Annotated in this window: 20 protein-coding genes and 1 pseudogene; 3 read left to right on the forward strand and 18 right to left on the reverse strand. The window is 40.0% G+C overall.

Features of this window, described 5'->3' with window-relative positions; translation table 11 throughout:
• Window positions 1–29: 29 nt before the first annotated feature.
• The 5 genes from FH971_RS03730 to FH971_RS03750 form a co-directional block, all read right to left on the reverse strand.
• Window positions 30–1,352 carry an ATP-binding cassette domain-containing protein gene (locus tag FH971_RS03730; RefSeq protein WP_140233413.1) on the reverse strand — a complete coding sequence of 441 codons (1,323 nt, stop codon included), beginning with the start codon at window positions 1,350–1,352 and terminating at the stop codon, window positions 30–32.
• Window positions 1,352–2,398, reverse strand: coding sequence for a FecCD family ABC transporter permease (locus FH971_RS03735; protein WP_137222734.1), 1,047 nt, complete (start codon window positions 2,396–2,398; stop codon window positions 1,352–1,354). The genes FH971_RS03730 and FH971_RS03735 overlap by 1 nt, the downstream gene beginning before the upstream one ends.
• Window positions 2,389–3,387: an ABC transporter substrate-binding protein gene (locus FH971_RS03740; protein WP_140233414.1), complete on the reverse strand. Its 999-nt coding sequence runs from the start codon at window positions 3,385–3,387 to the stop codon at window positions 2,389–2,391. Before FH971_RS03740 ends, FH971_RS03735 begins: the two co-directional genes overlap by 10 nt.
• Before the next feature lie 9 nt (window positions 3,388–3,396).
• The gene (locus FH971_RS03745) at window positions 3,397–5,436 is read right to left on the reverse strand and encodes a TonB-dependent receptor (protein ID WP_240778436.1); all 2,040 of its coding nucleotides are present in this window, start codon (window positions 5,434–5,436) and stop codon (window positions 3,397–3,399) included.
• Window positions 5,437–5,806: 370 nt separating this feature from the next.
• A complete protein-coding gene (locus FH971_RS03750) occupies window positions 5,807–7,174 on the reverse strand; it encodes a sigma-54-dependent transcriptional regulator (protein ID WP_140233415.1) in 1,368 nt (455 codons plus the stop codon).
• A 215-nt stretch (window positions 7,175–7,389) separates the two neighbouring features.
• On the opposite strand from FH971_RS03750, the pseudogene FH971_RS03755 reads away from it, so the two are divergent.
• The 3 genes and pseudogenes from FH971_RS03755 to rimI all read left to right on the forward strand — a co-directional run bounded on the left by FH971_RS03755 (window position 7,390) and on the right by rimI (window position 9,270).
• Window positions 7,390–8,295: pseudogene (locus tag FH971_RS03755) on the forward strand (substrate-binding domain-containing protein).
• 158 nt (window positions 8,296–8,453) lie between these two features.
• A complete protein-coding gene (locus FH971_RS03760) occupies window positions 8,454–8,825 on the forward strand; it encodes a hypothetical protein (RefSeq protein ID WP_140233416.1) in 372 nt (123 codons plus the stop codon).
• On the forward strand, window positions 8,797–9,270 hold the full coding sequence (gene rimI, locus FH971_RS03765) for a ribosomal protein S18-alanine N-acetyltransferase (protein WP_420853477.1): 474 nt from the start codon (window positions 8,797–8,799) through the stop codon (window positions 9,268–9,270). Before FH971_RS03760 ends, rimI begins: the two co-directional genes overlap by 29 nt.
• A gap of 76 nt (window positions 9,271–9,346) precedes the next feature.
• Here the strand turns inward: rimI and lipA are convergent, their stop codons facing one another.
• The 13 genes from lipA to FH971_RS03830 form a co-directional block, all read right to left on the reverse strand.
• Window positions 9,347–10,312, reverse strand: coding sequence for a lipoyl synthase (lipA, locus tag FH971_RS03770; protein WP_137222722.1), 966 nt, complete (start codon window positions 10,310–10,312; stop codon window positions 9,347–9,349).
• Complete coding sequence (gene lipB / locus FH971_RS03775; RefSeq protein WP_137222720.1) at window positions 10,312–10,962, reverse strand: lipoyl(octanoyl) transferase LipB; 651 nt, start codon at window positions 10,960–10,962, stop codon at window positions 10,312–10,314. The genes lipA and lipB overlap by 1 nt, the downstream gene beginning before the upstream one ends.
• Before the next feature lie 101 nt (window positions 10,963–11,063).
• A complete protein-coding gene (gene ybeD / locus FH971_RS03780) occupies window positions 11,064–11,330 on the reverse strand; it encodes a DUF493 family protein YbeD (protein ID WP_137222718.1) in 267 nt (88 codons plus the stop codon).
• A gap of 156 nt (window positions 11,331–11,486) precedes the next feature.
• A complete protein-coding gene (locus tag FH971_RS03785) occupies window positions 11,487–12,698 on the reverse strand; it encodes a serine hydrolase (protein ID WP_206194444.1) in 1,212 nt (403 codons plus the stop codon).
• 170 nt (window positions 12,699–12,868) lie between these two features.
• The gene (locus tag FH971_RS03790) at window positions 12,869–13,681 is read right to left on the reverse strand and encodes a septal ring lytic transglycosylase RlpA family protein (RefSeq protein ID WP_140233418.1); all 813 of its coding nucleotides are present in this window, start codon (window positions 13,679–13,681) and stop codon (window positions 12,869–12,871) included.
• Complete coding sequence (gene mltB / locus FH971_RS03795) at window positions 13,671–14,684, reverse strand: lytic murein transglycosylase B (protein WP_140233419.1); 1,014 nt, start codon at window positions 14,682–14,684, stop codon at window positions 13,671–13,673. Before mltB ends, FH971_RS03790 begins: the two co-directional genes overlap by 11 nt.
• A 14-nt stretch (window positions 14,685–14,698) precedes the next feature.
• Entirely contained in the window at window positions 14,699–15,820 is a 1,122-nt protein-coding gene (gene rodA / locus FH971_RS03800) for a rod shape-determining protein RodA (RefSeq protein WP_167495979.1), read from the reverse strand.
• Window positions 15,802–17,658, reverse strand: coding sequence for a penicillin-binding protein 2 (mrdA, locus tag FH971_RS03805; protein WP_140233420.1), 1,857 nt, complete (start codon window positions 17,656–17,658; stop codon window positions 15,802–15,804). The genes rodA and mrdA overlap by 19 nt, the downstream gene beginning before the upstream one ends.
• 129 nt (window positions 17,659–17,787) lie before the next feature.
• Window positions 17,788–18,258, reverse strand: coding sequence for a 23S rRNA (pseudouridine(1915)-N(3))-methyltransferase RlmH (gene rlmH, locus FH971_RS03810; protein WP_137222709.1), 471 nt, complete (start codon window positions 18,256–18,258; stop codon window positions 17,788–17,790).
• On the reverse strand, window positions 18,258–18,587 hold the full coding sequence (gene rsfS, locus FH971_RS03815) for a ribosome silencing factor (protein ID WP_140233421.1): 330 nt from the start codon (window positions 18,585–18,587) through the stop codon (window positions 18,258–18,260). Before rsfS ends, rlmH begins: the two co-directional genes overlap by 1 nt.
• Window positions 18,588–19,015: 428 nt before the next feature.
• Entirely contained in the window at window positions 19,016–19,651 is a 636-nt protein-coding gene (gene nadD / locus FH971_RS03820) for a nicotinate-nucleotide adenylyltransferase (RefSeq protein WP_140233422.1), read from the reverse strand.
• Between the two features lie 21 nt (window positions 19,652–19,672).
• Window positions 19,673–20,707: a DNA polymerase III subunit delta gene (holA, locus tag FH971_RS03825; protein ID WP_140233423.1), complete on the reverse strand. Its 1,035-nt coding sequence runs from the start codon at window positions 20,705–20,707 to the stop codon at window positions 19,673–19,675.
• Complete coding sequence (locus tag FH971_RS03830) at window positions 20,707–21,201, reverse strand: LPS-assembly lipoprotein LptE (RefSeq protein ID WP_140233424.1); 495 nt, start codon at window positions 21,199–21,201, stop codon at window positions 20,707–20,709. The genes holA and FH971_RS03830 overlap by 1 nt, the downstream gene beginning before the upstream one ends.
• Window positions 21,202–21,296: the final 95 nt, after the last annotated feature.

Below are 21,296 nucleotides of genomic sequence, written 5' to 3' on the forward strand. Positions count from 1 at the left end.
ATTATTCATTCTCTTGTTAACGGTCGTCATTAGGCCTTGGTATAGTGCTCATTATTATTCACAAATCGCATTAATTTGTTCAGTACATCAGTATCTTTAATATTGACGATTTGAGGCTTATTTAAGGACCAATGTCGGCAAACCTGATCGACTAAATTAGGCCGAACCACCCAAATGTGTCGACTTTGATTCATGGCTAATAATGGGGCTATTTGGTGGCCGAATCCTTGTCCATTTAGTTCCATTGGACCAATCTCATCTATGATACAGACCGATTTTTTGTGGATACTTTTTGGTGTTAATGCTTTTATCCCTAATGCCATCCCTTGCTCGGTAAAAGAAAATCGAGTGTTGGTTTTATTATCAAGCACACCTGTACGGTGACCGAACAAGCAACGTTCATTGGTTGCAATATCAATAATATCGCTGCTGAATCTTTGTCCTTCTTTCATCACTCCTGGGCAGAGTATTCCTGCTAGAGGGATGTGGTTTATATGACATTGTTGAATCAATTCGGTTAGTGCCGTTGTTTTGCCACTGCCACTTTCACCGGTAATAATCAAAACCTTGCTGGGATGTTGACCCAATACATTTTGTGGAATAAAAAACTCTTTATCCGCAACTTGATAGCTAGTCGCGGCAACGCCATAAAGGCGGCTAATATTTTGACTCGTCATGACAATATCTCGTTCGCCATAATTGAGTACCTTGCCATCTTCTAGCAGCAACACTTTATCTGCATAAAGTTGGGCAAGATTTGGGTCGTGTAAAATGGCAATAACAGCAGTGTTAAATTCAATACAACTGCGCTTAACTTGAGTCAAAATTTGGTAACGATGGCGGAAATCAAGGTGGTTTGTCGGTTCGTCAAGCAACAATAAACGATTACTTTGGAATAATGCTCTTGCTAATAAAACCAACTGGCGCTCACCACCAGACAGGCGGTTGTAATCACTTTTAGCCAATCCTTCTACATCTAATAATTGCATGATGTTTTTTGCATCAATAACATCTTGATCTGATGGCGACTCAAAAGTAGAAATAAATGGTGTTCGCCCCATCACCACCATTTCTAATGCGGTAAACGCAAAAGCAGTTTCTTGTTGTTGAGGAACCAGTGCCATTTGCATGGCTATGTCTGCACGAGACATTTCACTTAATGGACGTTGATTTAACGATATGCAGCCATTACTTGGATGAGTTAACCCGCATAAACAATTCATTAATGTGGTTTTACCTGCACCATTAGCGCCCAAAATGGCTAAAAACTCACCGGGTTTGAGCTCAAAACTGACATTGTCTAATAAAAGCTTATCTCCAATAGCGAAACTAATACCTGATGCTTTTAGCATTAGTAAGTCCCTCCTTGGCGAAAACGGAATAGTAAGAAAGCAAATAAAGGGGCGCCGACTAAGGAGGTTACAATCCCAATGGGGATCTCCATGGTGAAACTTGATCTTGCTACACTGTCGGCTAACAGTAGAAAAATAGCGCCAATAGCGGTGGACAGAGGGATTACGCGCATATTATTAGCACCAGTAAAAGTGCGAACCATGTGCGGAACAACTAACCCAATCCATGCAACTTGGCCAACGGTTGCAACGCAAGATGCCACGATGAAAGAACTAATAACAATCAATACCAAACGTAGTTTTTCAGGTTCAACGCCTAAACTTCGGCTTTGTTGATCACCTAAACACAGTACATTCAAACGATAACGTAAAGAGTGAATTAGGCCATAGCCAAGCACGACAGGAATAGCCAGTTGAGCGACTGTACTCCAGCTACTTGCAGACAAGGATCCCATTAACCAAAAGACAATAGCCGGTAATTCCCCGTAGGGGTCGGCCAGTGCTTTTAGCATGGTTAAACCAGAACCGAATATCGAACCTATAATAATGCCGGTCATTAACATCAACAATATGCTATTACTGCCAAACTTTTTGGCCATAAACATAGCAACACAAGCGGCTGATAACCCACATACAAAAGCGAGTACTTGAACTGTAATCCAACTACTGCCAGGCATAATAAGGCCCATTGCTGCACCGAACATACAGCCAGAAGCGACTCCTAGAATATCAGGCGAAACTAACGGATTACGAAATACTCCTTGGTAGACTGCTCCAGAAACAGCAAGGCCGGCACCTACAATTAATGCGGTGAGTAATCGTGGGAAGCGAATAAGTAAAATGATGCGTTCTTGTTGGGTTAACTCTTCAGAAATTTGCCCTGTCATGATTAAATCACTCAATATAGATGGCAGTTTCTTAATGGCGCTAACTAAGTCACTAGGATTAATTGAAAACCGGCCGGCAGTTAACCCAATCAATACAATAATGATTGCAATAACAGCCCATTGAATAGGGCGTAGTTTATGTTTATTGCTTACAAGCATGTAGACATACTTTGTAAAGGCGATAAGCATTCATCACCAAAAGCAACTTGATAGAAACGAGCAATCTCTGCGTTTACATCAACATTTTTAAACTGTTCTGGATAAGCATTTACCGCAATGTAAAGTGCTCCAGCCATTGCCATTGGCGATGGCATATCCCAAAAGCTCCCTTTAGGTAACATTATTTGTGGCAATTTGCTTAATGGGGACACTAAAGATTGAGCCAGTTGCTCGTCAACCTTGGAAGAGTCATTAGATTCCCTAACTAAAATTTGTGGTTGCCAAATTAATAGCTGTTCTACATTCACTTTAGGGTAAAACCCTGGAATATTTTTAGCGACATTATCGACACCAGCTATAGTCATTAATTGGTGTTGGAACATTTTTTCACTTGCGGTGCGGTATAAATCTGAGCTATTGACATAATACGCACGTAGGCGCTGCTCTTTAGTTAAAGCAGTAAGTCCAGTGTTGATAATGTTTTCTAACCTTTTATTTTCAGCGGCAATTTGCGCAGCTTTATCTTGAGTACCTGTTGCTTTGGCCAGCAAATCAAGCACCTGTTGAGCTTCTGAGAACGTTTCTGGTTGGATGATTAAACAGGCGATACCTAATGAGGTTAATCGGTCTGCTAATCGATAACCGTCTTTTTTGCCAAAGACTAAAACTAAGTCTGGATTTAACGCAATGATGGTTTCTAAACTGGTGCCAGCTGAACGACTACCAACAACCGAAAGTTCACGATTGCCTAGTTGCTTATTGATAAACGGTGAGTTTTTAGTCATGCCACCAATTCCTACTAATTTATCTGCAAGTCCTAAACTTAAGGAAAATAAATTAGCTGGGGTAAAGGTTGAGACTATTCGCTCAGCGGGCTTTTGTAATACCACTTCTCGGCCTTGTTGATCAATCAAGTGTATCGGCGCTGCCGATACACTTGAAAGACCACAAAGTAGAATGGCTACAATACTGAATAGTATGTTAGGCATTCATCATCCTTAGAAACTATACTTAACGCCGACTTCATAAGAACGGCCTTCATTTGGTTGGCCATATCCTTCGTAGTGCGATTCGTCTAGAATGTTATTTAGATTTACATAAGCTGAGAATTGCGGTGTAAAGGCTTTCTTAACACCCATATCAATAGTTAATGTATCGCTTTCCCATTCATCAGAATCAACATCAATTAAAATATCCGTACGGTAACGAACACGTAAATTACTATCAATATCTAATGTGGGTTGATGCCAATTTAACATCGCAGTCAATGAGTTTTTAGGGATATCACGGAAGTAGTCAGATTCACGATCTTCACTTTCATTGCGGGCGTGGGTGTAACTGTAATCGAGTGATAAATTGATATTTTCTGATAACTGGCTTAGCGTGCTGAATTCTATACCGTAAAATTTAGATGTGCCCACATTTTGATTAACCTCAAGATCCCAGTCTGGATCTGTTGGGTCTGGGAGGTAAACAGCCACAATTTTATCGCTAATATCATGATAAAAAGCGCCAATATCAATATTGTTTAACCAGCTATTGTTAAAGTTATTTTTCCAACCAAATGCATAACTGGTACTGCGTTCAGGTTTAAGGTCATGACGGGCTCCGGTATCATCATACATCTCCGAGAATGTAGCAAAACGAGTTTTTTGCGCGATAGAACCGTAAACCATTCCTGCACTATCAAAGGTATAGCTTGCGCCTAAGCTGGGGTCAAAAGTATCTGAGTCATCATTTTCACTATCAGCATCGATGCCACTATTTTCAATAACCGTTTGTTTATGCCATGCAATCCCAGCAACAACATTAAGAGCTCCGAAAGTCATTGTATCTTCAGCTGCAAAACTAACTGTATCTAATTCCGAACGTTCATAGCCATAAGATTCATCTGGATCAATATAAGCTGTATTTTCCTTCTTATGGACGTCATTTTTATAATTAACAGATAAACTTAAATTGTTCCAATCAGCTAGTCCCATGTCAGCAAATAATGCACCACCACCTGTATAATCACTCCAATGGCTAACCGCTAATTTAACTGCTTTTTTTGGTGTATCGTAAGAATCATAAGAATCGTCATGAGTATGGTAATAAGCTAAAGCTCGCAGGGTTAGTGAATCATTAATACGATGCAGACCACTTAAATCTATCCCAGTATCTTTATATTCAGAAATGTTTGCAAAACTACTGAAATCACTGAAGACTTTGTTATTGCGGGTATTGTAAGGAAGGTCTCGTTCGGTATCTAGATTAAAAACACTGGCAAAAATTTCACTGTTTTCGTTAGCATATCCGCCACGTACCCAGATATTAGTAGAGTCATAAGATGAGTTTTCACGCTTGTCACCATCTTCAACAATCATTTGTTTAGGTAAGTCGCCATACTTATCTTTTACATCTGAAAGTACAGGTTCATAGTCGTTAGACATTCTCATGGAGTCTCGTCCACGATGATCGACAGTGGCAAATAGACTAAAGCCATTTTTACCTAAACTTATTGATGCCGATTCATTATTTTGTCCCATTTGTCCAATAGATGCCTCTAAATCTCCGCTGATCCCTTCTTGGCCTTTTTTGGTAATGATATTAACTACGCCGCCCATACCGTTAGGACCGTATAGTACTGAAGATGCGCCCTTGGTTACTTCAATTTTTGCTATAATACTCGCTGAGATTTGGTTTAAATCTAATTGACCGTAATTAGTTTCGTAATATGGTACACCATCAAGAAGCACTAGGATTTTATCCTGTTCAAAACCTTGAATGGTTATATACTTCTCCCCTTTACTTGACTGGGCAGTATGTACTCCTGGTATATAATCTAATGCTTCAGCCGCAGTCTTAGCTCCGACCAATTCAATCTGGGCTTGCGTCATAGTATTGTGAATCGCTATATCCCTAACACCAGCTTGCTCTGATACTACGATTTCACCTAAAGAAAATACATCACTTTCATCACTGGCGATTGCTATTTGGCAGGCCAGTAAGCTGCAAACAGCAATAGCGATTTTGGTTTTTTTTGTTCTAGTCATCATAGATCCCATTTGTTCAATATTGATTAACATCTGCCTGTAGAAACTTTATTCAGCTACATTTTAAAGGGCGTTATTAGCATCATTTATATTTCGGGTTTCAACATCGGTATAAAGGACCGGAATGCCCATTGCGGGGTTATAAGCCGTCTCTATATTAAGACCGATATAAATGTGCGTATTGTCACGATGGCATTGTTACAATTCAAGATTGACCAATTAGAATTACAACCAAGGCAGCAAAATTCCAGCAAATGGAAAATGGAAATGCAAAAAAGGACAAATTGTCCTTTTTTGAAAGCCGAGGCAAAGATGATTAGCAGTTATCAGGAGGGAGAAGTAAGTTGACCTAGTAATTCAGAGTGAACATTGATCAATCTTGTTTCCACTCTTTTAATTTTCTGTCAATGGTTTTACGAGCAACGCCTAGGTGTTCTGCGGTTAATATTCTATTACCTTGGTAAATATTCATGACTCGAAGGATATGGGCCTTTTCAATTTTCTTGAGGCTCCATTCAATAGGGAAGTCATGCTCATCATGCGTTCGCTCCAACTCTTTTTGTTGAGTTTGCATAAAATAATGTTGAGGTGTGATGTTCTGTATCAGACATTTTTCTACAGTATTTTTAAGTTCTTGCGCATTATTTGGCCAATTGTGTTCAGTAAGACTTAAAAAGTCTGCTGTTTGCCAAGCTTGAAAACGAGACAGAATTTCGTCATAGTTGTTTTCCATAGTTCTTAATAAGTTATTAGTGAAAAACTTTACTAATGTGACAATATCTTCAGGGTGCTGACACAGTGAGGGAAGACTAATATTAACCACAGCTATTCGATAATAAAGATCGCTTAAAAATATCTTATTTTCTACCAGATTTAATAATGATAATTGGCTTAAGCTAATAATGCGTAAAAGTGAGTTATTTTGAAATATAGGACTATTTAAAAGGTGTAATAATTGGGTTTGTTCTGCTATTGAAAGCAAATTAATATGAGTTATGACTAAATAACTGTGTAGTTTGATTTGTGTACAACGGTTTGTAAGTTGATGCCAATCTATTTGGGATGGATCACGACAATCAATATTTATTATCTGGCTTTGCGATGTCGAAAAGAGTTGTAACTGTTTAACTACGAGTTTTTTTCCAGTGCCTGCTTCTCCTTCAATAAGCAAATGATGATGACTAAGGCTGATTTCATATAAGTTTTGCCTGATGTTTTGGACTATTTCGCTTTCTCCAATAAATAATGAATGCTGTGTATTACTATTGTCGCTAATAACTGCAAATTTTTTACGGGATAAGCGTAATTGCCATTGATTAATGGCTTGATCAACATCTTTGTTAAGCAATGGTTTAGCTAAAAAGTCACATGCTCCCATGCGCATGGCTTCAATGATTAACTCTGGTTCATTAGACCTGCTCATTAATATAAAGTTAAGTGGAAAACACAATTCAGCAATATCATCTCTAGTATTTGAATGTACGGTATGGAGAGTGTCTAGTTGTTGTTTGTTATCTGTTAAAGCCTGCCAAAACTCTTTTAATAATGTCGAGTCTATAATGATTAAGTTGAAATGAAACCGTCGAAAACTCACCTTGGCCTGCTCAGCTGTTTTGGTATGCTTAACAAAACCAAAGTATAGCCTTAGAATAGGGTCAAGTTTTTTCCAAGCGTTAAGATCGGGTTCAATAACTAATACCGCAGCATCAGCAATATAGCTAGGTGATTTGTTATTATTCATTGGTATTTACCATTTTCTTAAGCCATTAATCTTTTGGTGATATTTAATCATAAATTGAACAAGAATATGATGTCTAAAGCTGATTTTAAATACAAGCTCCATAAATCGAACATTGGCCACAGAACTGCAAAATTATTTGATTGGTATTTGTAGCTAAGAGCTAAAAAATTTAAAATGATAGAATTATTTGGGATCTAACTACTTGTAGGAATACTATGCCTATTGATTCAAGTGCTATATATATGAGTACGAAACAAGTTGCTGATTACTTAGACTTAAATGAGAAAAAAGTTTATTCAATGGCTAGCCACCGTATTTTACCTGCAACTAAAGTTACTGGTAAATGGTTATTTCCTAAAGTGTTAATAGATAGATGGTTAATGGACTCATGTCATAGTGGGATGCTTTCTGACAGAATGCATATTACTGGCAGTGATGATCCACTCCTTTCAATGTTAGTTGCACAGCTAATGTCTAAAGGAAATCATCAAGAAATCATTAGTTATAGTGCCACGGGGTCGACGCTAGGCTTGGAGTTGCTCTCTCGAGGGTATGCAGATGTTTGTAGTATCCACTGGGAAAGCCAATAAGGTAACCGAGACAGCTTGTATTCTTTGCTTAAAAGCTTCCCTAACCATCCTCAATGGGTCTTAGTGAGCGGCTTTGAGCGTCAACAAGGCTTAATGGTCCGTCAAGAAATGGCATCATTGTTTGATGACAAAGCTAAATCATCGCTACAACCATTACGTTGGGTTTCTCGCCAAAAAGGGGCTGGGAGTCAGCGGCATTTAGAACATTGGTTGATGCAACAAGATGTTAATCCCAATGAGTTATTGTTTAGCGCAACGGCTCAATCAGAACGCGAATTAGCGGGTTATATAGCACGTAAAAATGCTGATATTGGTTTTGGTTGTCAAGCTGTTGCTGTTGAAAGTGGCCTGTACTTCATTCCCAAACTAACGGAGTCGTTTGACTTTGTTATGTCGCAAAGTATTTTTTTTCGACGTCAGTTGCAAGCATTATTAGAGTTGTTAAAACAACCTCAAACAGCACAATTAGCCAATATGCTAACGGGTTATCAACTTGGGGAAAGCGGAAAAATCATTTGGAATGGGCAGTAATTCGATTTTTAAGAGACTTCCCCTTCATATTTACGTAACAATATCGGCTTTACTATGTATTTATTATCTGAATTTTTGTATGGAGTCATAATAAATAACTGCACAACCTTATTTGCTTAACTGTTATGCTTACTCTGTGTCCTTGTTTTGAGAGTTCGATGGATAAATCTGTTTTTTTAGATGCGATGAATATTACTCGCTGGCGTTGTGCCGATAAACCGTTAAAGCCTTATTTAGTGCTGCATGATCTTGATGCTGATTTATCGGATCAAACATTGATTAGTGATGTACTGGGTTTATTGAACGTTGACATTGATCAGTGCGAGTTTGATTGTGAAATGATCAAGGGTCCACAGGTTGTTTGGGATATGCGTAAGGTAAAAACTCGTCCTCGTGTTGCTTGGGTAGTTAGTGCGCCCGTTAGTGACTTATTGATTCACCCCGATGAGAAACGCCAACTGTGGCAGCAAATAATACTGCATATCAATAAATCTGATGTCGATGTGGAGGGTACCTGTGCACAACACTGAATCATACACCATAGTTAATCTTACGCTTGATGATGTTCCTGAGATGGCGAATATAGAAGCCAAGGCACATACTCACCCTTGGTCTAAAGCGGGCTTAGCTGATTGTTTTGGCCCCTTGTATCGGATTATTGGTTTGAAGCAACAAAGTCAGTTATTGGGTTTTGCGGTGGTGCAGCAAATTTTCGATGAAGCGACATTACTTGATATCTGTATTGATCCTGCTCACCAAGGTTTAGGATTCGGTTTATTGCTCATTCGACAGGTTTTTGATGATGCTAAACAAGCCGATGCTGTGGTGGTAATGTTAGAAGTACGACAGTCAAATATTGTGGCGAAAGGATTGTACGAGAAAGTTGGTTTTATTGAGTCTGGCCGACGTAAAAATTATTATGCTACCGAAGATGGTAATGAAGACGCCATTTTAATGGATTTATCTTTGGTATGATTCAGTAGAAGATAAATGTATAGATATAAAAAAACAGCGCTATATTAGCGCTGTTTTTTTATGCAGGTAAAGATAGTTATTTAACTTCTTTGCCCTGTGCTTGTAAATCTGCATGATAGCTTGAACGAACCAATGGACCACAGGCAGCATGGGTAAAGCCAAGTTCATCGGCTAATGCTTTCAATTCATCAAATTCAGCTGGTGGAACATAACGTTCAACAGGTAGGTGGAATTTAGACGGTTGTAAGTATTGGCCCAGTGTTAGCATTTCTACGTTGTGGGCGCGAAGATCGCGTAATACGTCAGCGATCTCTTCGTTAGTTTCACCTAATCCCATCATTAAACCAGACTTGGTCGGAATAGTTGGGTGACGCTCTTTAAAACGTTTAAGCAAATCTAATGACCACTGATAGTTTGCGCCTGGACGCGCTTTACGATAATGAGCTGGAGCTGTTTCTAAATTGTGGTTGAACACATCAGGAGGCTCGGTGGCTAATATATCTAAAGCGGCATCAATACGGCCACGGAAATCTGGAACCAGAGTTTCAATCTTAATTTCTGGGTTTAATAAACGTATTTCGCGAATACAATCAGCAAAATGTTGTGCGCCACCATCACGTAAATCATCACGGTCGACTGAAGTAATAACAACATACTTTAGTTTCATGTCTCTAATGGTTTGTGCGAGCTTTTGTGGTTCTTGAGCATCAGGTTTTAATGGACGGCCATGAGCTACGTCGCAGAATGGGCAGCGACGGGTGCAAATTGCTCCAAGGATCATAAAGGTTGCCGTGCCGTGGTTAAAACATTCTGCTAAGTTTGGGCAAGATGCCTCTTCACAAACCGAATGTAATCCATTTTTACGTAATGCTGCTTTTATATCGAGAATGCGTTGGTTTGATGCAGGCAATTTAACTCGCAACCAATCTGGTTTACGCAGCATAGTTGCGCGCTCTGATGGCACGACTTTTATAGGAATTCGGGCGACTTTCTCGGCATCACGTAATTTGACACCTGGTTGTAATCTTTCAGGCCTATTCATTATTCTGCTAATCCTTGATGATGTACAAGTTGTTGATAGCCCATAATTTGGCTAAAGGTTTGGATTAATTTATCGCCAGCTTCAAGCACGGTTTTGGGTCCACCTAATGCTTTACATTGCACCATTTCTAAACCCGCATATCCGCAAGGATTGATACGTTGAAACGGGGCTAAATCCATGTCGACATTTAATGCTAAGCCATGAAAAGAGCAACCTTTGCGGATACGTAATCCTAAAGAAGCAATTTTTCGCTCTGTAACATAAACACCTGGAGCATCAGCTTTTGCATACGCATTGATATCGAAATAGGCGAGCATATCAACAATACTTTGCTCAATATTGTTCACTAATTGACGAACACCTATTTTATTACGTTTGATGTCAATAAGTGGATAAACCACTAATTGTCCCGGTCCGTGATAGGTAACTTGACCACCTCGGTCGACTTGAATAACCGGAATATCACCTGGATTGAGTATATGCTCGCTTTTGCCAGCCTGGCCTTGGGTAAATACTGGTGGGTGCTCAACTATCCAAAGTTCATCTTGGCTGTCGCTATCGCGAGTATCGGTATATTGCTGCATTGCATGCCATGTTGATTCATAGTCCTGCATACCAAGGTGGCGAATGTGCAGTGTTTGTGCTTGCAAGGGCAACGTCTCCCACCAGATGAATGGTGTGTATCCACTTAATAAATTAATTGTTGAGCATTATACTCAAGTTTATGAGTAATGATGACCCTTTTTGGCGCTTACAGTACGCGTTTTACACCTTCGATGGCGGCAAGATCTATATACGCTTTTTCAATATGCTCTTTACTGGTCACAGTAATACGGATTGTGATTGAATTGTAATGACCTTTACTCGATGCTTTAACTGTTGGAGCATAATCACCCGGGGTAATTTGTTGTGCAACAGCAACAACACGATCTGCTAAGGTATCATCTGCTTCGCCAATCACTTTGAAAAGGCATGCACTAGGGAATTCCATTACTTGGTCAAACGTTGTATTTAACATTAGCTTACTCGATTCTGTGTTTGATATTACTAATATGGTGGCTATTATAACGGATTCAAGCCTGACAGATCTTAAAAAATTAAAGCCGCAGATTAGGCGGCTTTAATTAGTTGATTCACTAATAAATTAATTAGTGAATCAAGTAAATCTATTTAATTATTCAAACCAACTTGCGAACATTTGTTTGAAATAATCCATTAACTTACTGAACCAACCGCCTTCTTGAACTTCATTCAAGGTGACCAGTGGAAACTGAGCGATGTCTTTTCCATCAAGTTGGAAAAATACTCGGCCTACAGTTTCGCCTTTCGCTAGCGGAGCTGCTAATGGTTTAGTTAATTCAAAATTGGCTTGTAAATCTTTTGCTTTACCACGACTAAGGGTAATAGGAGTATCGGTCATGACACCAAGATCAACGGTTTCTCTATCGCCATACCAAATTTTTTGAGTGACAAAGGTATCGCCAGCTTTGTATGGTGTGATGGTTTCAAAGAAACGGAAACCATAATTGAGTAATTTTTTACTTTCTGCCTTACGTGCTGATTCACTTGCTGTGCCCATGACGACTGTAATAAGACGCATGCCATCGCTAGTACCAGATGAGACTAAGTTGTAACCTGCGCCCGAGGTATGGCCGGTTTTAATTCCATCAACATTTAAGCTTTTATCCCATAATAATCCATTACGGTTATATTGCTTAATGCCGTTATAGGTAAATGACTTTTCGGAATAAACTTTGTATTCGTTAGGCACATCTCGGATTAATGCTGCCGCGAGTATCGCCATATCATAAGCGGTGGTTTTATGATTTTCTGAGTCTAAACCATGAGAGTTTTCAAAGTAGCTGTCTTTCATGCCCAATTGCTTGGCCCATGAATTCATTAAATCAACGAATGCACCTTCTGTTCCAGCAATATGTTCAGCCATAGCTACACAAGCATCATTACCTGATTGAATGATAATACCGCGGTTTAAATCGTGAACTTTGACTGTTTTACCCACTTCGATGAACATTTTTGATGAATCAGGGAAATTTTTTGCCCAAGCATTTTTACTAATGGTGACATCGTCATCTAACGTAATATTACCGACACGGAGTTCATGACCAATCACATAGCTGGTCATCATTTTGGTTAGACTTGCAGGGTTTAAACTCTCATAAGCATTTTCTTCGGCAATGATTCTGCCAGAATTATAATCCATGAGCACGTATGCTTTGGCTGCAACACTTGGTGCATCTGGTGTCACCATAGGGGCGCGATTTGGCGTTGGACGTATATCTGGTTGTGGCGTTGCTGCGAGTGAAGAAAAACAGACAACTGATGCTATCAGCATTGTTGTTAATTGAGCGGTTTTGGAAGTCATCATGAAGTTAGCACGTCTCTTGTTAGTCGAAGAAAAGACAAAAATTAAGCGGTATAATTTTATCGATTATACAATCTTTTGATTATACATTAGTAGGCAGTCATTTCGCATTAAGGTTCATTCATACAATGTAAATGAACCTTAATGAAACCCTTTAGGGGTAATATTATTGTTTACGGTACGATAAAACTCTGCGGATAGCCATTTGATTGAATACGATCTAGCAATTCATTAGTTAGATGGATTTGTCGAATAGGACCCAATTGCAATCTGTGCATACCATTTATCGAGGTGACGCGAGAGGTCACCGCATATTGAGTTTCTAGTTGCTTTGCCAGCATATTGATACTTAATATGTTTTGAGATGCAGCAACTTGAATAAAGTGATTCTCATTATCTGTTAAGTCGCTTATCGCTCGCGCTTCTGCAGAGGGAATATAAATGGTCTCAAGTGCTACTTTTGCGGTTCCTTTGGCGAGCATGCCTAAATGATAAGCCGCTGCATAAGAGAGGTCTATCACTCGGCCATGATGAAACGGTCCACGGTCATTTACCCGGACAATAATTTGCTTATTATTGTCTAAATTGGTGACTTTGACATAGCTTGGTATCGGTAAGTTTTTATGTGCCGCAGACATAGTGTACATGTCGTAAGTTTCGCCACTTGATGTTAAATGACCATGAAACTTTGATCCATACCATGATGCATTACCTTGCTCTTTGAATCCCTTGCCACTGTCTAGCACTTTATAGCTTTTACCTAATACAGTGTAATCACGATTACCTTGTCTGCTATAAGGCTCATATTTGGGTTGAGCATTTTTAACCAAACTGACATCTGGCGCATCATCAGGATAGCGGTCATTAGCCATTTGATAGCGACTTTTTTTCCCAGAAGGAGATGTCTTTGCGTCATTAGACGAACAGCTTATAAGGAATATGCTGCTGAAAATGATTAACAAGATGAAACGGTAATTAATGGCCATATTGATTTACCGATTTATGATGAGCGTTAAGTTGTTGACTGAACTGATAAACCGCCATTGCGTACAATGGACTTCGATTATAGCGAGTGATCACATAAAAGTTTTTAAGTCCTAGCCAATATTCAGCATTTTCTGCTTGGTCGAGTTTAATTAACATCGCAGCTTGTGATGCATCAATATCTTGGTTATTGGCCAAGCTTAAGCTTGGACTCAAAATGTCAGAAACCTTGTAATGCAATTTTTCTTTAGTCCACACTTTTGCTTTGGGCGCCTGGGTTGATGTGTGATTAAGCAATAATGCGACAGGCTGACCTTTTTGCCAACCATGTTGATGAAAGTAATTGGCGACACTGCCAATAGCATCGACTTTACTGGTTAACAAATCTCGTCGACCGTCGCCATCAAAATCGACCGCATAATGGCGGTAACTTGATGGAATAAATTGACCGTAACCCATTGCGCCGGCATATGAACCTTTTAAGGTGTTTGCATCGAGTTTCTCTTCTGTAATTAAAGACATTAAGTTGGCATATTCACTGCGAAAGAAGGTTGATCGCGGTGGGTAATAAAAGCCCAAGGTGTACAAGGCATCTTTGACGCGATAATTACCTAGATAGCTACCATAAAATGTTTCAATACCAATAATGGCCACAATAATTTGCGGGTCAATATTAAACTTTTCAGCCGCGTCAGTAATTGCCTGCTCATTTTCCTGCCAGAACTCGAGTCCTTTTTGCAGACGTTTATCGGTTAAAAAAATCGGATAGTATTGATACCAAGGTTTCGCTTCCCAAGGTTTTGATATTGCGTCAATAATCGTTTGGTCGAAATTAGATGATGCTAAGAATTGTTCAACTTGTTGTTGATTAAATCCTTGTTTTACTTGCGCAGCCACAAATGCTTTTTTCGCGGCCTGAGTGTCTATTTCGGTCATTGCATTGGCGTCAAAAAAGGCACTGATGAATAATGCAAAACTGACAATTTTAATGGTTATTTTAGTCATTGTTATTCTTAGTCCTATCTGTCGACAAAGCGTCTGTGGGTGTGAATGCTCATTAAGATACCAAAGCCTGTCATTAAGGTCAGCATCGAGGTTCCACCATAACTTATCAGTGGCAAAGGTACACCTACTACGGGCAAAATGCCTGATACCATGCCAATATTGACAAAAATATAAACGAAAAATGTTAGGGTAATACTACCGGCTAATAAGCGTGCAAAACTGGTTTGTGCTCGTGATGCAATAATTAACCCTCTGCCAATCACAAATAAGTACATTGCCAGTAACACTAAACTACCTATTAAACCAAATTCTTCACCGATTACCGCAAAAATAAAGTCGGTATGGCGCTCTGGTAAAAACTCTAGTTGTGATTGAGTGCCGTCAAGCCAGCCTTTCCCCCATAATCCACCAGAGCCAATGGCAATTTTAGATTGGATAATATGATAACCCGCGCCTAAAGGATCTTGTTCAGGATTGAACAGTGTTAATACTCGAGTGCGCTGATAATCGTGCATCAAGAAAAACCATAATACGGGTAGAAAGATTAAAATGGCAGTAACAAAGCCGCCCACAATGAGCCAACTCATGCCAGAGAGAAATAGCACGAATACACCAGACGCTGCCACTAAAATAGAGGTACCTAGGTCGGGTTGCTTAGCTATCAGTAATGTTGGGATCAGTAGGATAATGACCCCACCCGCTAGATAACGCTTTTTGGGAGGCAGTGGGAATTTACTGATATACCATGCCATGGTGATAGGGAAAGCCAGTTTAATGAGTTCCGATGGTTGAAACTCCATAAAGCCGATATTTAGCCAACGTTGTGCGCCTTTATTAATGGTGCCAAATAGTTCGACACCTACGAGTAACGCAATTCCGGCTAGGTAGATTGGAAATGCCCAGCGTCTGAGTATTTCGGGGTTGATTTGGGCAAAACAAAACATGACACCTAGTGACAGTGTCATACGCACGAGTTGGCGTTCCATCATCGCGGGGTCTTCACCACTGGCAGAATAGATCACAAAAAGACCAAATCCCATTAGCAATAAGATGCCCGTCAGTAATGGCAAGTCTATGTGTAATTTTTGCCAAAACGATTTTTGATATGGATGATGATTCACGGTTTTACCGCCCATTCGTCTCGTAAAATATATTCATCGAGCAATGCTCTTGCTAGCGGACCTGCATTTTTACCACCCCAGCCTGCATTTTCTAATACAACAGCTAATACAATACGAGGGTTTTCATAAGGTGCGTAAGCAACAACGAGTGCATTGTCTCGTAAGTGTTCTGCAATGGTATTGGCATTATACTTTTCATCTTTGCCGACGCTAAATACTTGTGCCGTACCGGTTTTCATTGCAGCGGTATAAGTGGCATCGGTAAAGCGCGATTTATCAGCTGTTTGACGCATCGCTTCATTAATGATGTCCCAGTTGTGAGGGTCTTTGAGCTCTATTGGTGGCTGCTCATCAATGGGTACATCAATTTTGACGGTATTATTTTTGAATGATTTTAATAGATGAGGCGTAAAGCGTTTGCCCTTGTTTGCCATAATCGTAACCGCGTTAGTAAGTTGTAATGGTGTAGTTGTCCAGTAACCTTGGCCAATACCTACAGAAATAGTATCACCGTTATACCAAGGTTGGTTGTAACGCATTCTTTTCCAGTCTCGAGATGGCATAACGCCATCTGATTCTTCAAAAATATCAATACCAGTACTTTTGCCAAAACCAAAACGGTCCATAAAGATTGCCATTCTATCAATGCCAACTTTATAGACGAGGTCATAAAAGAAAATGTCACAGGACTCTACAATGGCATGATAAATATCAACCCAACCATGGCCCCATTTTTTCCAATCGCCCCATTTGCGATCTACTCCTGGCATTTGCCAATAACCTGGGTCCCAAATTCGGGTGCGTTCGTCAATGATTTTTTCTTCTAAACCAAGTAACGCTACGTGAGGCTTGATAGTGGATGCTGGGGAGTATTGCCCTTGGGTTGCACGATTGATTAATGGCCGTGATTTATCATTTAATAGTTCATTATAAGCTTTTGAGCTAATACCGTGGACAAACGGATTTGGGTCATATGTTGGACTTGACACCATCGCTAATACGCCACCATCTCTAGGGTCGATAGCTACAACAGATCCGCGCCGACCATCAAGTAGTTCCATGGCTTTTTGCTGTAATTTCAGATCCAGTGTGAGATAAATATCTTGTCCAGGTGTCGGTAGGGTAACTTTGAGGGTACGGATCACTCTGCCACGGTTATTGACCTCTTCTTCGAGATGACCAGGCATACCGTGGAGCAGGCTTTCATAAAACTTTTCGATACCGAGCTTGCCAATGTCTTTGGTTGCAGCATAGTTTTTCCAGTTGCCGCTTTTTTCAAGCAAGCCTTTATCTCGGCTATTAATTTTACCGACATATCCCAACACATGGGTCATTAAATCATTATAGGGATAGCGACGTTTAAGACCCGCTTCAACATAAATCCCTGGGAATTTATATTGATTAACACTAAAAATAGCCACTTGTTCTTCGGTTAATTTACTTTTAATGGTTAATGGCTTAAATCGACGATGAAACTTTAAGGTTTCAGTGATACTTTCACGCTCATCTTCAGAGAGTTCAATGAGGGTATTAAGCTCATCGAGGGTAGCGGTAATATCACTGACTCTTTCGGGAATAAGTTCTAAAGAATAATAAGGCTGATTTTCGGCTAATAACACCCCATTGCGGTCATAAATCAAGCCACGGCTGGGCGCAGTAGGGACGACACGAATACGGTTGTCATTCGAACGAGTTTCATAGTCTTTATAAGAGACAATTTGCAGGTGATAAAGATTCGAAAATAATATACACAGTAGTAAGAATACGCAGACAAAAGTGAACAATGCACGGCGTTTAAATAACGCTGCCTCTGCGGCGTGATCATGCATGGTAATGCGCTTTCTTGGCGGCACTTATGCTATCCCCGTCGTTGCCCAATTAAAGGTTGGATTATAAAAAGTCACTGTATCAGCTGATGAATATGAAAAAAAGAGTTGCATGATAATCATTATCGGTAAGTTTAGCTATTCATGCGACTGAGTTTATTCTCTGTGATATGGATGGTTATTGTTGATACTCCAAGCTCGGTATAGACTTTCTGCCACAATAACCCTAACCAAAGGATGGGGTAAGGTGAGAGCTGATAAACACCAGCTTTGGTTGGCCGCCTCTTTACAAGCAGGTGAAAGTCCTTCTGGGCCACCAATCAGTAAGCTGACATCTCTACCATCGAGTTGCCACTTTGTCATTTGCTCAGCAAGTTCTGGAGTTATCCAGTTTTTGCCGGGTAAGTCTAAGCTGACAATGTGGTTACCTTTGGCTACTGCCGCTAGCATTAACTCGCCTTCCTTATGTAAAATTCGGGCGATATCGGCATTTTTTCCGCGCTTCCCTGCTGGGATTTCGATGAGTTCCAAAGCCATATCTCTAGGGAAACGGCGTTGGTATTCTTCGAAGCCTCGGGTTACCCAATCGGGCATTTTGGTGCCAACGGCAATGAGCTGTAGCTTCATTATGCGCTGTGTTCAGACCACAGTTTTTCAAGCTCGTAGTACTCACGAGTTTGTTCTTGCATTACATGCAAAATAACTGAACCTAAATCAACTAATACCCATTCACTGCTGTCACGGCCTTCAACCCCAAGAGGTTGTACTCCGGCGTCTTTTGCAGACACGATGACGTGTTCACCAATAGAACGAACGTGTGTTTTTGATGTACCAGTACAAATGATCATAGTATCGGTGATGGTTGACTGCTTAGATACATCTAAAACAGTAATGTTTTTTGCTTTTAAATCTTCGATTTTGTCGATAACAAAATCTTTTAGTTCGGTGCCTTGCACTCGAAGTACCCCATAAGTAAAAATTAACGGAGTATTATACTCAAATTCACTGTTGATGCGCAATTAATACCAATCCTATTAAATATGTGATCTTTCAGCGGGAGTTCAAAGTGCTGTAGGCAAGGCAGATGATTGAAGCGAATAGTGATTCTATTTTGAAAGCATCTAACGAAGGATAAAGGACTTTGAAACCCGCCAGAATGGAGTCTCTCAGGTATTCCACTTCTGTGTTACATCGATTTAAAAGGGAACAACCATTTCTACATCAATGTGCCTTGAATTGAAAAACCTGAGAGACTCTGAACTGACCAGATATTTAATGAGATTGGTATAAGCACTGCTAAACAAAAGTAGAATTAATTTTGGCATTGGTGCTGACTTAAGCAAAAATATGAATGGTTGGATTAACGATTGGATTTATTTGAGTATTAACAGTAGAGCTTATGTTGGTGAATATAATTTATGGTGGCTGGCGTTAATACTGAACTAGTGTCGAGACCTTGTGCTAACATTTCGCGTATTTCACTAGATGATATATCTGTTAACTTACTGTTGATGCAAAATATTTTTCCATATTTCGTATGCGTCGGTGAGTTAAGGTAGTCGGGCGTAGCCTGTCTTAATAATAGCTGTTTGGTCATTTCTGAATGAGTATCCATACTCCAACCTGGACGTTGACACAAAGCGATATGACACAGAGCAAACAAGGATTGCCATTGATGCCAGAGTGGTAATTGAATAAATGAGTCCATTCCCATAATGAAAAAGAATTCATCATTTGGATACTGTTGTGCCAATAAAGTGAGTGTTGTAACGCTGTAAGACGGGGTATTGCGATTGATTTCAATATCGCACAGTTTAAATTGTGGGTATTGCTGGCAAACTAATTTCACCATTTCAAGCCGATGATGACTACTTACCACAGTGGTATTCTTATGAGGTGGAATGTGATTAGGCATTAACCAAACTTGGTCTAAATTAAGTTGTTGTTTTACATCTAATGCGGGATTGATATGGCCTAAATGGATCGGATCGAAAGTACCGCCTAAAATACCAATACGCATTTGCTGTCCTTATTTTGGTCGTTAGTCAGATAATTCAATATGGGCTAAACGGCTATGGGCTCGAGGATCAAACAAAATGCACAAATGGCTCATGCCAACCCAATCATCAATCCCTTTTTGTTTGAGATTTAATTCTAACGTAGAGGCAAACGCGAGCATATGTTCGATATGTTCTAAATCCAATCGTGTTATTGCCGCCTGATAGAGTGGTTTACGTTTATCCCAAATTCGATGTTGGCTCCATAATTTACTGAGTTGCTCACCATTGTGAACCGCCAGTTTTAGGCTGAGTAGTAAGTTAATCTCTTTGAATAATGCCCACATGACAATTGGCATCGCGGTGCCTTCGGCCTGTAATTGCGCCAGCATGTGTTGTGCTTGCTTTTGGTGATTACCTAAAATGGCATCACAGAGTTGAAAAACGCTGAACCGAGATTGGTCTTCGAAATATTCACTCAGTTGTTCAGTCGTAATATGTTGTTTAGGACTGAGTAATTGTAATAATTGCATCGCTTGTTCAGCAGCCAGTAAATTACCTTCAAATAACGTAAATAACATGGCTTTAGCATCATGATGAACCGTGAGCTCATAATGTGTTATTCGGCTGTTTAACCAGCGTTCAAACTGGCTGCCTTCTGGGGTGGTACAAGGTAAATATATGCCTTTGGCATCAAGTGATTTAAACCATTTGCTATTGGTTTGTTCTGCACTGACTTTTGGTCCTTGAACAATCAATAGCATATCTGGATTAGGATGTTGCAACAGCGTTTGAAATGCTGAGGCTCCTTCCATTGCTGGTTTAGCTTGTGGCAAGGTTAATTCAATAATGCGTCGACTGGAAAATAAGCTCATCGCTTGCCATTCTTGGATCAAATCGCCCCAATTAAATCCTGTTTCTTGATTTAATTGTGCCCGCTCTTCAAACCCTTGTTTTTTAGCGGCATTGAGAATGAGCTGTTTGCTGTTTTCGATTAACCAAGGGTCATCGCCAAACAATAGAACACATTGAGGGAGCTGTTTAAGATGCTGTTTGAGCTGATCCGGATAAACCCGCATTACTCTGCCCCGATTGACGCCAGAGTTTGGATAATGTAATCGGCTGCTTGAATGCGCATTTCTTTAAGTAACAATTCCATTTCACGACTTTTTGCTAATGCGGTACGTGGATCGTCTTGATAGTCGCGGCGAATTTCAGTATCAAATTCTTGCGGTTCTTCTTCTGGTAATGTAACTGAATAATGCACTAAGTAGATAAGTTCATATTCTGCGACATTTCCAGTTGGATACAATGACAGCGTGGCGCGCTCAAGTGAGTCATTGATTAATCGTAAAGTTGGTGTTTTATCCGTGGCATCGACAAGGCTAATACGGTTGATGCGCAGTCTGTCACGCACTAGGCGAGTTAATTCGCTGTATTCATCGTTGCTGCTTAGATGTAACTCATTTAACTCAGCGGGAATGGAGTAACTACGTTGAAGTTTAAAGCCGCAACCAGCACTGGTGAGTATTACCAATGTCATTATTGCCAAGCAAATCTTTTTGGCTAGCATAGTGAGGGTAGGCATCCTTGTTGGTTCGCATCGATAAAAATAAATAACTTACCGAAGAGTTTGTCATCCGCGGTAAGTTATGTCATTGCTAAATG

Origin of the sequence: Shewanella polaris (assembly GCF_006385555.1) — a bacterium.
Taxonomy (GTDB): domain Bacteria; phylum Pseudomonadota; class Gammaproteobacteria; order Enterobacterales; family Shewanellaceae; genus Shewanella; species Shewanella polaris.

Excerpts from the sequence above, each read along its gene's own strand:
- FH971_RS03745 (WP_240778436.1), bottom strand. The coding sequence starts at position 5,436 with ATGATGACTAGAACAAAAAAAACCAAAATCGCTATTGCTGTTTGCAGC.
- rodA (WP_167495979.1), bottom strand. The coding sequence starts at position 15,820 with ATGGGCGGTAAAACCGTGAATCATCATCCATATCAAAAATCGTTTTGG.
- rimI (WP_420853477.1), top strand. The coding sequence starts at position 8,797 with ATGTGGAGGGTACCTGTGCACAACACTGAATCATACACCATAGTTAAT.
- FH971_RS03740 (WP_140233414.1), bottom strand. The coding sequence starts at position 3,387 with ATGCCTAACATACTATTCAGTATTGTAGCCATTCTACTTTGTGGTCTT.
- FH971_RS03785 (WP_206194444.1), bottom strand. The coding sequence starts at position 12,698 with ATGATGACTTCCAAAACCGCTCAATTAACAACAATGCTGATAGCATCA.
- ybeD (WP_137222718.1), bottom strand. The coding sequence starts at position 11,330 with ATGTTAAATACAACGTTTGACCAAGTAATGGAATTCCCTAGTGCATGC.
- rlmH (WP_137222709.1), bottom strand. The coding sequence starts at position 18,258 with ATGAAGCTACAGCTCATTGCCGTTGGCACCAAAATGCCCGATTGGGTA.
- nadD (WP_140233422.1), bottom strand. The coding sequence starts at position 19,651 with ATGCGTATTGGTATTTTAGGCGGTACTTTCGATCCGATCCATTTAGGC.
- mltB (WP_140233419.1), bottom strand. The coding sequence starts at position 14,684 with ATGACTAAAATAACCATTAAAATTGTCAGTTTTGCATTATTCATCAGT.
- FH971_RS03760 (WP_140233416.1), top strand. The coding sequence starts at position 8,454 with ATGGATAAATCTGTTTTTTTAGATGCGATGAATATTACTCGCTGGCGT.
- holA (WP_140233423.1), bottom strand. The coding sequence starts at position 20,707 with ATGCGGGTTTATCCGGATCAGCTCAAACAGCATCTTAAACAGCTCCCT.
- FH971_RS03730 (WP_140233413.1), bottom strand. The coding sequence starts at position 1,352 with ATGCTAAAAGCATCAGGTATTAGTTTCGCTATTGGAGATAAGCTTTTA.
- FH971_RS03790 (WP_140233418.1), bottom strand. The coding sequence starts at position 13,681 with ATGGCCATTAATTACCGTTTCATCTTGTTAATCATTTTCAGCAGCATA.
- FH971_RS03735 (WP_137222734.1), bottom strand. The coding sequence starts at position 2,398 with ATGCTTGTAAGCAATAAACATAAACTACGCCCTATTCAATGGGCTGTT.
- FH971_RS03830 (WP_140233424.1), bottom strand. The coding sequence starts at position 21,201 with ATGCTAGCCAAAAAGATTTGCTTGGCAATAATGACATTGGTAATACTC.
- lipA (WP_137222722.1), bottom strand. The coding sequence starts at position 10,312 with ATGAATAGGCCTGAAAGATTACAACCAGGTGTCAAATTACGTGATGCC.
- FH971_RS03750 (WP_140233415.1), bottom strand. The coding sequence starts at position 7,174 with ATGAATAATAACAAATCACCTAGCTATATTGCTGATGCTGCGGTATTA.